At 36.9% G+C, this 15,702-nt stretch carries 16 protein-coding genes; 13 read left to right on the forward strand and 3 right to left on the reverse strand.

Features of this window, described 5'->3' with window-relative positions; translation table 11 throughout:
- Positions 1-39 precede the first annotated feature (39 nt).
- Complete coding sequence (locus tag IPM56_19105) at positions 40-1,899, forward strand: ABC transporter ATP-binding protein (protein ID QQS36320.1); 1,860 nt, start codon at positions 40-42, stop codon at positions 1,897-1,899.
- Positions 1,896-3,971 (forward strand): O-antigen ligase family protein, encoded by a 2,076-nt coding sequence (locus IPM56_19110; GenBank protein ID QQS36321.1) that lies wholly within the window; start codon positions 1,896-1,898, stop codon positions 3,969-3,971. Before IPM56_19105 ends, IPM56_19110 begins: the two co-directional genes overlap by 4 nt.
- Here the strand turns inward: IPM56_19110 and IPM56_19115 are convergent.
- On the reverse strand, positions 3,962-4,420 hold the full coding sequence (locus tag IPM56_19115) for a hypothetical protein (GenBank protein QQS36322.1): 459 nt from the start codon (positions 4,418-4,420) through the stop codon (positions 3,962-3,964). The two genes, IPM56_19110 and IPM56_19115, sit on opposite strands and share 10 nt — an antisense overlap.
- 141 nt (positions 4,421-4,561) lie before the next feature.
- Here IPM56_19115 and IPM56_19120 point away from each other — a divergent pair, with 141 nt between their 5' ends.
- Positions 4,562-6,067, forward strand: coding sequence for an NTP transferase domain-containing protein (locus IPM56_19120; GenBank protein QQS36323.1), 1,506 nt, complete (start codon positions 4,562-4,564; stop codon positions 6,065-6,067).
- A 62-nt stretch (positions 6,068-6,129) separates the two neighbouring features.
- Here the strand turns inward: IPM56_19120 and rpsT are convergent, their stop codons facing one another.
- Positions 6,130-6,393, reverse strand: a complete 264-nt coding sequence (gene rpsT, locus IPM56_19125; protein ID QQS36324.1) for a 30S ribosomal protein S20 — start codon at positions 6,391-6,393, stop codon at positions 6,130-6,132.
- A 127-nt stretch (positions 6,394-6,520) separates the two neighbouring features.
- Between rpsT and IPM56_19130 the strand changes: the two genes are divergently transcribed.
- The 8 genes from IPM56_19130 (at position 6,521) to IPM56_19165 (ending at position 12,834) form a co-directional block, all read left to right on the forward strand.
- Positions 6,521-7,159 (forward strand): radical SAM protein, encoded by a 639-nt coding sequence (locus IPM56_19130; GenBank protein QQS36325.1) that lies wholly within the window; start codon positions 6,521-6,523, stop codon positions 7,157-7,159.
- Positions 7,159-7,572, forward strand: coding sequence for a 6-carboxytetrahydropterin synthase (locus IPM56_19135; protein ID QQS36326.1), 414 nt, complete (start codon positions 7,159-7,161; stop codon positions 7,570-7,572). The genes IPM56_19130 and IPM56_19135 overlap by 1 nt, the downstream gene beginning before the upstream one ends.
- 18 nt (positions 7,573-7,590) lie before the next feature.
- A complete protein-coding gene (truA, locus tag IPM56_19140; GenBank protein QQS38357.1) occupies positions 7,591-8,430 on the forward strand; it encodes a tRNA pseudouridine(38-40) synthase TruA in 840 nt (279 codons plus the stop codon).
- Between the two features lie 1,228 nt (positions 8,431-9,658).
- A complete protein-coding gene (locus IPM56_19145; protein ID QQS38358.1) occupies positions 9,659-10,144 on the forward strand; it encodes a T9SS type A sorting domain-containing protein in 486 nt (161 codons plus the stop codon).
- A 183-nt stretch (positions 10,145-10,327) separates the two neighbouring features.
- Complete coding sequence (locus IPM56_19150; protein QQS38359.1) at positions 10,328-10,804, forward strand: septal ring lytic transglycosylase RlpA family protein; 477 nt, start codon at positions 10,328-10,330, stop codon at positions 10,802-10,804.
- A gap of 139 nt (positions 10,805-10,943) precedes the next feature.
- Positions 10,944-11,672 (forward strand): porin family protein, encoded by a 729-nt coding sequence (locus tag IPM56_19155; GenBank protein ID QQS36327.1) that lies wholly within the window; start codon positions 10,944-10,946, stop codon positions 11,670-11,672.
- Between the two features lie 5 nt (positions 11,673-11,677).
- Complete coding sequence (locus IPM56_19160) at positions 11,678-12,253, forward strand: tRNA-(ms[2]io[6]A)-hydroxylase (GenBank protein ID QQS36328.1); 576 nt, start codon at positions 11,678-11,680, stop codon at positions 12,251-12,253.
- A gap of 17 nt (positions 12,254-12,270) precedes the next feature.
- Positions 12,271-12,834 (forward strand): class I SAM-dependent methyltransferase, encoded by a 564-nt coding sequence (locus IPM56_19165; GenBank protein ID QQS36329.1) that lies wholly within the window; start codon positions 12,271-12,273, stop codon positions 12,832-12,834.
- Here IPM56_19165 and IPM56_19170 read toward each other — a convergent pair.
- The gene (locus IPM56_19170; protein QQS36330.1) at positions 12,831-13,205 is read right to left on the reverse strand and encodes a DUF423 domain-containing protein; all 375 of its coding nucleotides are present in this window, start codon (positions 13,203-13,205) and stop codon (positions 12,831-12,833) included. The genes IPM56_19165 and IPM56_19170 overlap by 4 nt on opposite strands.
- A gap of 102 nt (positions 13,206-13,307) precedes the next feature.
- Between IPM56_19170 and IPM56_19175 the strand changes: the two genes are divergently transcribed.
- Together IPM56_19175 and uvrB are read left to right on the forward strand one after the other, a co-directional pair.
- The gene (locus IPM56_19175) at positions 13,308-13,649 is read left to right on the forward strand and encodes a hypothetical protein (protein QQS36331.1); all 342 of its coding nucleotides are present in this window, start codon (positions 13,308-13,310) and stop codon (positions 13,647-13,649) included.
- Positions 13,649-15,664, forward strand: coding sequence for an excinuclease ABC subunit UvrB (gene uvrB, locus IPM56_19180; protein ID QQS36332.1), 2,016 nt, complete (start codon positions 13,649-13,651; stop codon positions 15,662-15,664). The genes IPM56_19175 and uvrB overlap by 1 nt, the downstream gene beginning before the upstream one ends.
- Positions 15,665-15,702 lie beyond the last annotated feature (38 nt).

Raw genomic sequence — 15,702 nt, forward strand, 5'->3', positions numbered from 1 at the left:
TTTACATAATAATTTATAGTAGTTTTACCCTGTAATTTTATGAAAACTTATTTCAGAATATTAAAATATGTTAAGCCTTACTGGAAACACCTAGCGGTTTCGATTGTATGCTCTCTATTATTTGCGTTGATGAACGGCGTTTCTGTTTATCTCACAATCCCGCTTCTTGACACTCTTTTCCAGGAATCCAACAGACAGACTGAGATTCAATCAACACCAGTAGAGGAAAGTTACAATATACTTCCCGGGTGGATTAATGACATTAAGGATGGTATTTCTCAGACATTTAATGAATACGTATTCAGCGGGGATAAACTTGATGCATTATTCAGGATATGCCTGATAGTTCTTTTCGCATTCCTTGCAAAAAATATTTTTGGATATGTGCAAGCATACTTTCTTGCGTTTGTTGAACAAGGCGCAATGAAGGATCTGCGTGACGAAGCCTATGAACACCTGCATGAACTGCCAATGAGTTATTTCAAACAGGAGCGTGTCGGCAATTTAATATCCAGGATCACAAACGATGTGAACATTGTACAGGGCAGTATATCCGCGGCTTTTCTGAATATGATAAGAGAGCCATTTACGATTTTTGTTTTCCTTGCAATAGCAATCAGTATAAGCTGGCAGCTATTGTTGATGGCACTTGTGGTACTCCCATTTACAATGCTGATTATAACCTGGATCGGATTAAAGCTGCATAAATACAGCGCAATCATTCAGGCAAAAATGGCTGACATTACAAGTATACTTCAGGAGACTATTTCAGGAGTAAAAATTGTTAAAGCTTTTGGAATGGAAAAGTATGAGAACAAAAAATTTAAAGATGAAACGCAGAACTATTTCAAACTGCTTTTAAAAATTACACGTGTAAGAAATCTTTCATCACCAATCACAGAGGCGCTTAGTGTAGTCGTCGGCGTTTTTATAATTTATTACGGCGGGACACTTGTTCTTGAGAACAATTCAATTACGGCAAGTGAATTTCTTGGTTTCTTGTTCGCAATATTTCAGTTGATGCCGCCTATTAAAGAATTGAGCAGCATCAATAACAGGATTCAGGAAACCAGTGCGGCGGGAGAAAGAGTCTTTGAGATAATTGATCTTGAACCAGCCATTAAAAATAAACCCGGCGCAATTGAACTTACTGACTTTAAAGATTCGATTGAGTTTTCCAGCGTATCATTTCATTATGAAGATTCAGATGAATTAATAATTGACGGTGTATCATTCAAAGTAAAGAAAGGCGAAGTTCTGGCTCTTGTTGGACCAAGCGGAGGCGGGAAATCAACACTCGTTGATTTGATTCCCCGTTTTTATCTGCCGTCATCAGGCAGAATACTTATTGATGGAAACGACATAAACGATTTGACGATTAATTCATTAAGAAGTCTGATGGGAATTGTTACTCAGGAAACATTTCTATTTAATGAGACTGTTAAGAATAACATTGCTTACGGCGATAACCAGTATCCATTTGATAAAATTATTGAAGCAGCAAAGACCGCCAACGCTCACAATTTTATTCTTGAGATGCCTAATGGTTATGAAACAATTATAGGCGAACGGGGAATCAAATTATCCGGCGGTCAGCGGCAAAGACTATCTATCGCAAGAGCAATATTAAAAAATCCATCGATCATGATTTTTGATGAAGCTACTTCCGCGCTTGATAATGAATCTGAAATGCTTGTGCAGGAAGCAATTGAACGAATGATGATCAACCGGACAACATTCGTGATCGCACATCGTCTGAGTACAATAAGGAATGCTACAAGAATAATTGTTCTGGATAAGGGAAGAATAGTTCAGATCGGAAAACATGAAGAACTTATAAATGATACAAACGGTTTGTACAGAAAGTTCTATGAAATGCAATTCAGAGACAAGGAATGAGAATTACTCCGGGTTCATTAGTTAAAAATATTGACCGGCTCATTTTTATTTTTTTTCTGTTGTTTCTTGTCAGTCTTACCAACTCAATCTTTGTAAACCAGGTTGGATACTTTGGTGCATTACTCCTGGTTCTGTTCCGTTTTATTATTACAAAAGAAAATCAATTCAACAGAACAGGTTTAGAACTTGCCTTTGTATTGTTCATTGCGGTTGAAATCATCTCCGCTGCATTTTCAGAATACCCCGCGCAGGCATTTACAAACGCGTTCAAAAGAAGTCTGCTGCTGCCGATTGTATACACCACCGCAATTGCTGCCGTTGATCTGAAAAAGGCAAAAATATTTTTTAAAGTTTATATCGGCGCTTCACTAATCTCCGTACTCATTTATCTCTATTTCGCTTACCGGCATTTCATTGAAAACTTATATGGTCTTACTCAATCCGGTCCGTCAATCTTTCAATACCCGATTACTGCAAGTGAGATAATCAGTTTTACAGTTGTATTTCTTTTTGCATTCTCTCTAAATGAAAAGACAAAGTTTCAAACTAAACTTCTTTTAATTGCCGGCTTCGTTCTTTCTACAGTCGCATTACTATCGACTTATAAGCGAACCGGATGGACGGGCGCGGCATTTGGAATCTTTGTTATTCTTCTGATGAGAAAGCAATGGAAAATAATTTTAGGCGGGTTATTAATTTTTATGGTGTTATTACTGATTGAAAAGAATGAGAGCCTTGTAACCGTTCTGGACTATAATGATGAATCAACAAAAATTATTTCACAGTTAGCGACAGAAGGAAGAGCGTCGGATGTTTATCCTTTGGGGAATGACAATTTTATTTTAAGCGATTATCAAAATGGGTTGGTTGAAATTAAGGATTCGACAATAGTAGGAAAAATCGAAACTCCTTCCCCGGCGATTGCATTCACTCATTGGAAGGATAGCTTTTATATCGCTCAGTTAATTGATACAAGATTTTTAGTCTTAAAAAAGAAATCAGAAAAATTCGAGATAGTAAATGAAGTTGTTTCCCCGGGGTTTACAACGGATTATAAGATCTCAAATGGGTATTTATACATTCAGGATAGAGACAGCGGACTAACAGTTTTCAGGGATCCTGATAATCCTGCTGACAGCTTACGTTTTCCGGGACTCAACAAGTATTTTAGTATTTGTCCGGATAGCAGCGGAATGATTCTGCGTTCAACTAATGGAGAATTACACTTCATCAGGTTCGAAAATTTTCTCCCGGTTAATAATTCTATTTCAATTATTGATTCCGGTTCATATGATGTTATTCATTCTTACAGCCATAAAATTCTCGCATCGAATAAAAATGGATTGAAAGTCTTCAATGTGACTGAGCAAGGGGTAAAACTAAGTAATGAGTTGAAAGAACTTAATAAGGTATACCGGATATATTCAGCCGGCGAAAAAGTTTTTATCCTTACAACTGACCAGAAAATTGTTGAACTAAAAATTGAATCCCATAACCAGCTATCGGTTGTAAATGAAATTTCGATAGGATATATACCAAACAGCTTAGCATACGATGATGGGAAATTATATCTGACAAAAGTTAAATCAAGCCGGCTGCTAAGCATCTTCGACCCATATAACGTTACAAATATTACAAGGTTAGCTCTATGGCGGGGAGGTATTGAAATATTTAAGAATTATCCGCTGTTTGGAGTTGGTGATATAGGCATTGAAAACTATTACCGAAAATATAAACAACCTTATGACAAAGAAATTCAGGGGCATCTGCACAATAATTTTTTCCATATACTTGCCACGCTTGGAATCATCGGTTTATCTGTTGTCTGTTTTCTGTTTTACAAAATAATCAAGATAAATCTTCACATCTATTCTTCTGTGAAGAACGAAAAATTTTTATCCTCGTATGCACTTGGTGCAATGGGCTCGTTTTCTGCTTTTCTTGTTTCCGGTTTGACTGAATTAAATTTCGGAGATCAGGAGATTATCACGCTTGTATGGTTTATAACCGGATTAAACATTGCGTTTTACAAATTATATTCTGCTGAAGTATCTTCACTAGATCAGAAATAAAATCTTGCGCCTAATCCTGCATTCATATTAAATGATGTGCCGGGAATTATATTCAGTATTGGAACCACTTCAAGAAAAATATCAACGGGCGCATTTCTTGGGATCCATGCAAGACCAATAACACCTCTTATACCCAGAATGCTGTCATCATTTTGTCTTGATTTAATCCTTACGCCGGGACCATAGTAGAGCAAAAATTTTTCCGAAGAATCAAACGGACGCATTGAATGGAATAAATAATCAACGTGTAAATGTATTCTGCTGTTCTTTGGCGAAAATGAATATCCCAGAGCAAAATCAACTGCATTAAGTGAAGATGTCCAGGCTTTGCCGCTTATACCAGTCGGTTCACCCAGAATTATTCCAAGTCCGAATCCTTTTTCCTGTGCTTTGGTTTCAAAAATAAATGATGTAATCAACAGTGCTATCAATAATGCTATTCTTTTCAACTTAACTCCTTCTTCATTTATGATTCTCAAACGGAAAGATAAAATTTTGCACTGATAATAAAAATGCACTATTTGGAAATGGAAAGTTCAATGGTTAATTTTTTATCATATAAAAAGCAGTATTGAAATTCGGAAAGCAAAATGGAATCAAATAACAAAGAAGAAATAGTTGAGTTAGTAAATAAACTCTCCTCAAAATTAAATTCATCAGTACCGGAAGTTGCCATTATACTCGCTGCGGGGCATGGAAAGAGGATCAAATCGCACCGCTCAAAAATGCTTCATAAAATTTGGGAAGTGCCAACAGTTGAGCGTGTGTACAATGCCTGTAAACAGGGGTTAAAGGATGTGAACATACTTCTTGTTGTAGGTATAAAAGCAAAAGATGTAATGGAAGTTATCGGACAAAGGGAATCAACTTCCTTTGCATACCAGGAAACTCAGAACGGAACTGGTCATGCAGTCCAGGTTGCGTTGGATAGGGTCAACGGAAGTTTCAAAGATGGGATTGTATATGTTCTTCCGGGCGACATGGGATTAATTGACAGTGACACAATCTCTATGTTCCGCACTGAATTTTTGAAATCGGGAACAGATATGCTTGTATTAACCGGAATATATGAAGGCAATCCGTCAGAAAATACTTATGGCAGAATACTTCGTGTAAAGGCAAAAGATGATGAAGGAAAATACTCAGGCAATGATCAGGGAAAGGTTATTGAAATCCTGGAGAATAAAGATATTCACTCGCTTCAGGAGGACAAGTTATACACGGTGACTTTTAATAAAAGAAAATACAGTTATTCTAAAAGGGAACTGATAGAGAATACAGAATTCAATTCAGGGGTGTATGCGTTCCGTTATAATAAACTTGTTGAATTGATATACTCAATTACATCGGATAATGCTCAAAAAGAAATTTATATAACTGACCTTATTTCTTTATTCAATAAAAAAAATTATTCAGTTAATGCTATAAGTCCTGTTAACCAGTACACAGTAATGGGTTTTAATAATAAGTCTGTATTAAAAGAAATGGAAGAAGTTGCAAGGAAACAGGTTTATGAAAAATTAAAAGATATTATTGAAATAAAAGACCCCGATGATTTTTTCATACATGAAAGTGTGGTCGATGAGATTGTGAACCAGGATAATAAAAATATCCCTCTTGATATTTCCATAGGCAAAGGCGTATACATAGGCAAAGGAGTAAAACTTAATTATAATCTTGATCTGAAGAATAATGTATTTATAGATGGCGTTGTAGATATAGGCAAGAATGTAACTGTTTGGCAAAATGTTCATCTCTCATGTTTCCCGGGACAAACTTTTAAAATCGGGGAAGGAGTTGAGATACTTAGCGGAAATATTATCAAAGGTAATATAGAAATTGGAAGTAACTCAAGAATTGAATCAAGTGTTAATATGACCGGCAGTGATGAGTTCCCGTTACGAATAGGAAACAACGTACTCATAAAAGGCACGAGCTATATATTCGGTTCTGTTATTGAAGACGACGTGCACATTGAACATTCAGTGATAATCAAAAAGAGAGTTGAAAAGCTGATTAAGCGGGATGGTTCAGTTCAACCGATAAGATTTTATTTGCCTATGCCTGAAGGATTGGATGCAGTGGAGGATCTGTAACAGTGATTTAAAATTCAAAAGGGCTGTCTGATAAGACAGCCCTTTACATTTTAAACTTAAATTTATTTTGCTGTTTTCAGCTTATTAAAATTCTTTGTCAGTGCAGCTTTTTTTCTGGCAGCAGTATTCCTGTGGATTTTACCTTTAGTAGTACTTCTGTCAAGAATTGCCACAGCTTGTTTATAAAGTTTTTCAGCTTCATTCGGATCACTATTAGTCAAAGCCTTTTTTACATGTGTCTTCATTTTAGATTCTGAGATCTTATTCACCATTCTTTTCTTTGCACTTGTCCTGATTCTTTTCTTGGCTGATTTGTGGCTTGCCATTATTTAAAAACCTTATTTTTGTTAAAAATTGCCCGTAAATATAGGCATTAACCAGTTTGATGTCAAATTATACTTTCTTAATTTATTTCGCTTTTTATTACAATTAAGGTGATTTACACAGGAATAAATGCTAAAAATTAACGAAATATACTACTCAATACAGGGGGAGAGCAGTTTTGCTGGGCTGCCCTGCATCTTCATACGGCTTACATATTGTAACCTGAGATGTACTTATTGTGATACGGAATACGCATTTTATGCCGGGAAAGATAGGACCATTCAGGAAATATTAGATGAAATCAGCAGCTATGATTGTAAACTTGTTGAGCTTACCGGAGGGGAACCGCTTGTTCAGGAAGAATCTTTGATATTAATGCAGACATTATGCAACAACGGTTACGAAGTTCTGATTGAAACCGGAGGGAGTCTTCCAATTAAAGACATTGACAGTCGAGTTAAAATAATTATGGACCTAAAATGTCCTTCAAGCGGAATGATGAAAAAAAATTTGTATGAGAATATCCATCACCTGAAAAAACAAGACGAGGTAAAATTTGTAATTGGCTCGCGTGAAGATTATGAATGGACAAAGCAAATTCTTAAACAATATGATCTTACTGAAAAAGTATCTGTTCTTTTCTCCGTAGTTTTTGGAAAATTAGAACCGGTTGATTTAGTTAACTGGATACTCGAAGATAATCTGAAGGTCAGATTCCAGCTTCAGATGCACAAGTTTATCTGGGATCCTGCAATGAAAGGGGTATAATGAAAATAGCTAAAGAGTTTAAATGGGAAATGGGTCACAGACTGCCTGAACATTTCGGACAGTGTAAAAATATACATGGACATTCCTACAAGATGAGAATTGAACTTGAAGGTGAGCCCGATGAATCGGGAATGGTTATGGATTATTATATTCTTGAAAAAATTATACAGCCGGTGATTGAAAAACTTGATCATGCTTTTCTGGTTTATAGAGAGGATAAAGAAGTGATTGCATTTCTTGATAACCTGAATTCAAAAAAAGTGGTCGTGGATTTTCAATCAACAGTTGAAAATCTGGTAAGTTACTTTCTTGCGGAATTAAGTAATTCAAAATTTCCTGAGAATGTAAAAGCTGTTTCCGTAAGAGTGCATGAAACAGCAGATGATTTTGCTGAAGACTCAATCAAACTTTAGTTGAGTAAAAGAATGTCAATGATCCCTCAAAAAAATTCCGCAAAGAATTCCAGGAAATTCAAACTTTATATTGAATATGATGGAACACGTTACAGCGGCTGGCAAAAACAGCAAAACGCGAGAACGGTTCAGGGGGAATTATTAAAATCCGCAACGAAAGTATTTGGTAAAGAACGGGTAGATATCCAGGGTTCAGGAAGAACTGACAGCGGTGTGCATGCAATTTGTCAGGTCGCACATCTGGAAGTGAAAACAATGCTTGCACCAGAAATTATCAGGATGAAAATGAATGATAATCTTCCTTACGATATTAATATCCTTGAAATTGAAAAAGCAAACCCAAATTTTCACGCACGCCATGATGCAGTAAGCAGGGTATATCTTTACCAGGTTTCAACAAGAAGAACCGCCTTTGGAAAGAATTATGTCTGGTGGATAAAAGATAAATTAAATTTAAAGGCAATGGAATCAGCGGCTGCATTATTTCAGGGTATGCATGATTTCTATTCATTTTGTGAAAAGGATCCGGAAGAAAAATCAACCAAGGTATTGATAGAAGGTATTGAACTAATAACTGAAGGAGATCTTATACTCTTCCGGATTACAGGCTCACACTTTCTTTGGAAAATGGTAAGAAGAATTATTGGAGTTCTTATTGAAGTTGGAAGAGGGAAATTGAACGAATCAAAGATTCACGATTTCCTAAACCGGCAAAGTAATGAACCAGCTAAATACACAGCTCCTCCTTCAGGACTTTTCCTTTATAGAGTAGACTACAGTAAATCATCGATAAAAGAAAATTTACAATCAGTACTCCCTGCTAAACCATTTCAAACCCAGCTGCATTCCGGCAAATAAAAACTGCTTGACTTTCATTCCTTCTACGCTTAATTATTAATCAGTATTTTCATGAAAATAGGAGGCAGCAATGAAGTACTTGATTTTGACCATTGTCCTATTGTTATCATCCTCAATTCCTGCACAGAAATCATCACAAAAAATTACAGCTAACGACCACTATAATTATATCTCAATTAATAATATCAAGATGTGGGTATCCAACAACGGAGATGGCTCCCACGATCCATATACAGACGGCAACGGGTTCTACTGGCCTGGCGGAGAGAATGCATTGAAGAGCGCAGTATTTGAAGATGGTTTGGTTTGGGGAGGAAAAATAAACGGAGAAATATATTTTAACGGGAACACACATCGTCAGGGATTACAGGCTGGGAAAATAGTTAGCCACGGAATTGCAGATGAACCGGCACAATCCAGGTACAGAGTTTATAAAATCAGGAAGGATTGGAATGAACTACCCTTAGCTTTAAGAGAATCCTACAGAAAAGATTTTGAAGAATGGCCTGTTGAAGATGGCGCACTTTACTATGATTACAACAATGACGGAAAGTTCAGCAAAACTATTGATCAACCATTATTTGAGGGTGATGAAGTCTTATGGTACGTCGCAAATGATCTTGATCCTGCAAGAGCAACATTTACATTTGGAACACTTCCAATAGGACTTGAATTTCAAACGACAGTCTACGCTTTTAAGAATGCGGGAGTGTTAAATGATGTTGTGTTCAAAAAGTATAGAATTATTAATAAGGGAAATAATTTAGTTGATAGTATGTACTTCGGTTACTGGTCAGATCCCGATCTTGGTGACGCAAATGATGACTATATCGGATGTGATACAATTCTTAACCTTGGATATTGTTACAATGGAGATAGTGAAGATGGTGATGGCACTGGAAATTCATATGGCAATCAACCTCCGTCAGTGGGATATAGATTAGTTCAAGGACCAATAATTGAAAGTTTAGGAACTGATAGCGCAAGATTTAAACGTGGATGGATAAATGGATTCAAAAATATAGATATGTCGTCATTTACATTTCAAGTTAATCCCCCAATCGGACCATTCCCAGGTCCAGGTGCAATTGAATGGTATAATTATTTGAAAGGTTATGTGTGGGATGGCACTCCTTTTATTGATCCAAACACCGGAATAGCAACTCACTTTTGTCTATCAGGAGATCCCGTTGCAGGTACAGGTTGGTATGAAGGCCCTGGATGGCAAATGGGTCCAGCTCCAGGTGAGCGTCGTCTGTTAATGGGTTTCGGCCCAATAACTTTTGCCCCGGGAGATACACAGGAAGTTGTAATTGCGATAATTATAGCTCGAGGTTCAGACAATATTCAAAGTGTGGCAGAGTTAAAGAAAAAAGCCATTACAGTTCAAAAGTTCTTTGATCTGTACCAGCCGGAATTGGTCAATATCCACTATGAGTATCCAAAGCCGGAATATTATTACATCGGTCAGAATTATCCAAACCCGTTCAACCCAAGCACAAAGATAAAGTATGAGCTGCCGGTTTCGGGACTTGTTACACTTAAAGTCTATGACATTCTCGGTAATGTAGTAGAAACTCTTGTTAATCAGGAACAAACTGCGGGAGAGTATGAAGTCGAGTTCAAATCAGAAGGACTGGCTTCGGGTATCTATTTTTATCAGATCAGTTCACGAGAATTCACCCGAACAAAGAAGATGATCCTGCAAAGATGAAGAATGAGTTGCGATACGATTCAGGTTTTCGACTTTAAAGCCATTAAGGTCGAATATTTGAAACATCTGATACCTTAGGCGGCACCCTCTGCCCGGATTGTTTGTTCAGAACACCACCCTTAAATTTGAGGTGTCAAATTCAAACAATAATTAGAGAGGTATTTATTGAAATCATTAACGAAGATGTTCTTAATCTTGGTTATGATATCACTGGTCGGATTCACAATTGTTAAGTCAGAAAAGACGGTCTCAGCAGAACCGGTGATGGATACAGAAACAATTCCAGTTAATGAAGAAGAGAACTTACCCAATACATCATTGATCGACTTTACCAGCATAGGCGACATGAAAGCTTCTTGGTACGGACCTGGATTTCACGGTAAAATAACTGCAAATGGTGAAATTTATGATCAAATGGCGTATACAGCAGCACACAAAAAACTAAAATTTGGCACTTTATTGAAGATTACTAATCCGAAAAATGAAAAATCGGTTATAGTAAGAATCAATGACCGCGGACCTTACATTCACGGCAGACAGCTTGATCTATCCAAAGCAGCTGCAATTGAACTAGGGATACTCCGTAAAGGTGTTGCCAAATTAAAAGTCGAGGAGATCACACTAAAGGGAGTCAATTTCCCTGTTATAACATTAAATTGAGTTAAGTAGATTAACTGTCTAACCCGGTCAATAGCCGGGTTTTTTTATTTTAAAGTTAAAACAAGATTTCAGTAGTCAGTTTTATTCAATCTCTAAAAAGTGTAATTTAAGGCAAGTTGAATCAGAAAGGGAACTAACTATGAAAAAATCCATTTTTACTATCCTGATCACAATTGTTTTCTCGTCGTTAACTTTTTCCCAATTGTCAGTCAAAGTCGGAGGCGGTTTAGGTTACGTAACACCTTCAGGGGATTATAGCGGGAATACAACGGAATTTTATAATGGTACCAAGTACGGGTTAAGTTCCGGTTTCAATCTTCACCTGAAGGCAAAAGTTGAAGTCTTATCAATCTCATTAAAGGGAGAGCTGGATTATTCAAGCTTCTCAAATGACGGTAATGCGACATCCACACAGGATAAGGTTGAACTTTCACATAAGATTTTGTCTTTGAGAGTCGGACCTGAATTCAAAATAAATATTCCAATGGTTCCAATAACTCCATACGTTGACGCAAATGTGGCATTTAACACAATTTCCGGGGAAGTTTCATTCCAGGGAGTTCAAAGAGTGCCGAGCAGAACCTACGAGATTCCATCCGAATCCCGGATCGGGTTTGGTTTCGGTGGAGGTGTCGAAATCTCCTTAGGCCCGGTTATGACTCTTGATGCAGGTATCCACTATAACCTGGTTAACCCGATTGGCAAAGAATATAAAAGCGTACCCTCATTTGACAGAGTTGATGCCTATACTTCTTTAAACGATGAAAAAGATCCGCTCTACAATTCTTCAGATGATAAAACTGTGGTTGCGAATGCGAGAAGCATTAATAACCTTCAGTTTACGCTTTCTGTATTATTCGGGTTCTAATATTAATGTTGTGTCTGAAAAATTCTACTAATGATGAATGGATAAGGACTGCGATATCAAACATTGATGCAGTCATTATGGATCATGCGCATTGTGAGAAGAAAGCTGCAGGAACAGGAATGAGTCTTTTGTCCAGCTATCCTGAGTATACTGAGATCTCGTTAACAATGTCAGATCTGATTGAAGAAGAAATCGGGCATTACCGGTCAGTAATTCAGATTCTGAATTCAAAGGGAATCACTCTCGGCAAGGATAAAGGCGATCCTTATGTAAAAGAATTGATGACACACCTTAGGACAAGTGAACCAGGACGAATGCTTGACAGGCTGATTGTATCGGGTCTTATAGAAGCAAGATCATGTGAACGGCTGCAACTGCTGGGGGAAAACATCCCTGATGATGAACTTAAAGAATTTTATAAAGACCTCGCAGCATCGGAGGCGGGCCACTATGTTACATTTATTAAATTAGCAAAGCTTTATTTTGATGATAAGGAAGTTCAGGTTAGACTTGATGAACTCTCTACTATTGAAGCAAAAATCGTCAAACGACTTCCGAATCATCCTTCTATTCACGGATAAATTCTACTGGAAAAATTTTGAGTAAAAAACTAAATCTCGGCTGCGGAAAGGATATTAAAGAAGGTTACATCAATATTGATATTGTTGATTATGGCGGCAATATGATCCACGACATCAACACATTCCCGTACCCTTTTGAAGCGAACACATTTGATGAAATCTATGCGTCGCATGTTCTTGAGCATATAGATAACTTTAATAAAACTCTTACAGAACTTTACAGGATTCTAAAACCAAACGGGTTGCTGATAGTCTATGCGCCATTTTTTCTTAATACAAAATATTTTGGTGACCCGGACCATAAGATTCCATTTTCAATAAGAACGTTTGATAACTATGAATATATAGGAAACAAGAAACTTAAGTTTTATGAGAAATGGAAATTAAATCACCGCACAAACTATGAAACCGGTGCGCAATTTGAAGTGCTGGAGAAAAAATTTATCACATCTCATTTCTCAGCTTTAAAGTGGATGGATATTATCGTAAACATTGAACCTGTTATGTATGAAAGATTTTTCTCCGGAATTTTTTCGCCTGAAGAAGTTTATTTTAAACTTAGAGCAGTTAAAAATGGTTAACTAATAGTTTTATTATGAACGGCTTTAATGATTATCAGAAGCCAGCCAACAAGAAATGATACTCCGCCAACCGGAGTAATCATTGCAATTATTTTAACTCCCGACAAAGTATAAGCATAAAGTGAAAACGAAAACAAAATAATACCCACGCTCATAAATATTGCAGCAACGTTAAACTCTTTTCTGCCGGATAAGCCAATCGCTAGAATTACAACTGAGTGAATTAGTTGATACAATACACCAGTCCTGAAAACTTCCAGAAGTTCAGGAGTCAGGAGATTCTTTAATCCGTGAGCGCCAAAGGCACCTAATGCAACTCCGAAAAATCCAAATACTCCCCCTGTAAAAATTATTTTTTTATCTGTATTCATATTCTTTCCAAAAGCTGATTATTACTACGACAATTCCATTGAATAGTTACAACAAAAATTACTAAATTGAAAACAATTTTTATTAACAACTCAAAAACTAAAATGAAAAAAATTCAAAAGTTAATTTTACCATTACTGCTTATTGCAGGAGCCTATCTTATATATTCAGTATACTTTACAAAATCGAAAGGGTTGGGATCGTTTTCAGACTTTGACCCTAACAACAATGCGGTTAAAGATATTCGTGTTGTGCTGGTAATTGACAGAGGCATCACCAGCACACCTGATGGGGGTGCAGTTTTTTTTGCTGAAGACCGGAACAAATCTGTTGTTCAGGTGAATGCCGATAAAATTCCATCAGGTTTAAATGGTGCATCAATAGTTGTTCTAAAAGGTCACCTGACCCAAAGCGGATTTCATGCCCACGCAGTTGAGATTGAATAATGTCAGAAAAGTTTGAACTCGTTTCACATTACAAACCTTCCGGCGATCAACCTGAAGCAATTAAACAGCTTGAACAGGGAATCAGGAGAGGGGATAAGTTTCAGACGTTGCTTGGTGTAACAGGCAGCGGAAAAACATTCACAATCTCAAATGTCATCGCTGAAATTAATAAACCGACCCTGATAATCTCACATAATAAAACTCTTGCCGCTCAGTTGTACTCCGAGTTTAAAGGATTCTTTCCCAAAAATGCCGTGGAGTTTTTTATAAGCTACTATGACTATTATCAGCCGGAAGCTTATGTTGTATCGAGTGATCTTTATATAGAAAAAGATTTTTCAGTCAACGAAGAAATTGACAGGCTCAGACTCAAAGCAACAACCTCATTAATTGAAGGGCGCAACGATGTGCTTATTGTTGCGAGTGTAAGTTGTATTTATGGCATCGGTGCGCCTCAGGAATACGCAAATCAGATTATCTTTTTGAAAAAAAGTCAGCAGATTCAAAGGAAAAAACTTTTAAGAGAATTGATAGATATTCACTATGTCCGTAATGATTCAGACTTTAACCGCGGAACGTTCAGAGCCAGAGGTGATGTTGTTGAAATAATACCAGCTTATCAATATGATGAAGCAATAAGAATTGAATTCTGGGATGATGAAATTGAAAAACTTTCAATCATTGATTCAATCACAGGAGATGTGCTGAAAGAAGTTGATTCAACCCCGATCTATCCCGCAAAATATTTCGTTACAAACCGCGAGCAGACTCAAAAAGCTATTTATACCATTGAGGAAGAACTTGATGAACGATTAAAATATTTTCGTTCACAGGAAAAATATCTTGAAGCACAGCGTCTTGAACAGCGTACAAAATTTGATATAGAAATGATGAAAGAGATAGGATATTGTTCAGGTATAGAAAATTATTCACGACACATGGATGGACGTGCGGCTGGCTCAAGACCGTATAATCTTTTTGATTATTTCCCTAAAGACTTTTTATTGATAATTGATGAATCTCATGTAACCGTTCCGCAATTGCGTGCTATGTACAATGGCGACCGTGCAAGAAAAGAAACTCTTGTTGAACATGGTTTCCGTCTTCCATCAGCACTTGATAACAGACCGATGAAGTATGATGAGTTTATGAGCATGCTTAACCAGGTTATTTTTGTCAGCGCGACACCCTCTGATTATGAACTTGAAAAAAGCGGCGGTATAATTGTTGAACAGATTATTCGTCCTACAGGTCTTCTTGATCCTGAAATTGAAGTCCGCCCGATCAAAGGACAGATCGATGATCTTATAAAAGAAATAAGAGACCGTGCGGCAAGACAGGAAAGAGTTCTTGTTACGACTCTTACAAAAAAAATGGCAGAAGATCTTTCCGATTATCTTGATAAAATAAATATCCGGGTGCGTTACATTCATAGTGATATTGATGCGCTTGAACGCGTTGAAATACTCCGTGATCTTCGTCTGGGTGAATTTGATGTGCTCGTTGGTGTTAACCTGTTAAGAGAAGGACTTGATCTTCCTGAAGTTTCACTTGTTGCAATTATCGATGCCGACAAAGAAGGGTTTTTAAGAAGTGAAAGATCATTAATGCAGACCGCAGGAAGAACAGCAAGGAATGTGAACGGCAAAGTGATTATGTACGCTGATATAATTACTAATTCCATGAAAAAAACAATTGATGAGACTAACAGAAGAAGAATCCTTCAGATTGAATACAACGAAGTGAATAAGATTACACCGCAAACGGTTTATAAAAGTATGGAAGAAATTCTTTCTTCAACTTCAATTGCTGATGTAAGAAAGAAGGAAGAAAAAGAGAGCTTCAGTTTTTCAAAGGTAGCTGAGCCTGTTTTAAAGTATATGAGTATTGACCAGAAAAAAGATTTGATTGAACAACTGACCGAACAAATGTACCAGGCGGCAAAAGAACTTGAGTTTGAAAGAGCGGCAGCATTAAAAGATGAAATTTCCCGTTTGAAAAAACAACTGGGTTGATTTTTTGCAGTTAAATTTTTATAAACTTGAAGTAGTAA

The organism is Ignavibacteriales bacterium, assembly GCA_016700155.1.
GTDB lineage: Bacteria > Bacteroidota > Ignavibacteria > Ignavibacteriales > Ignavibacteriaceae.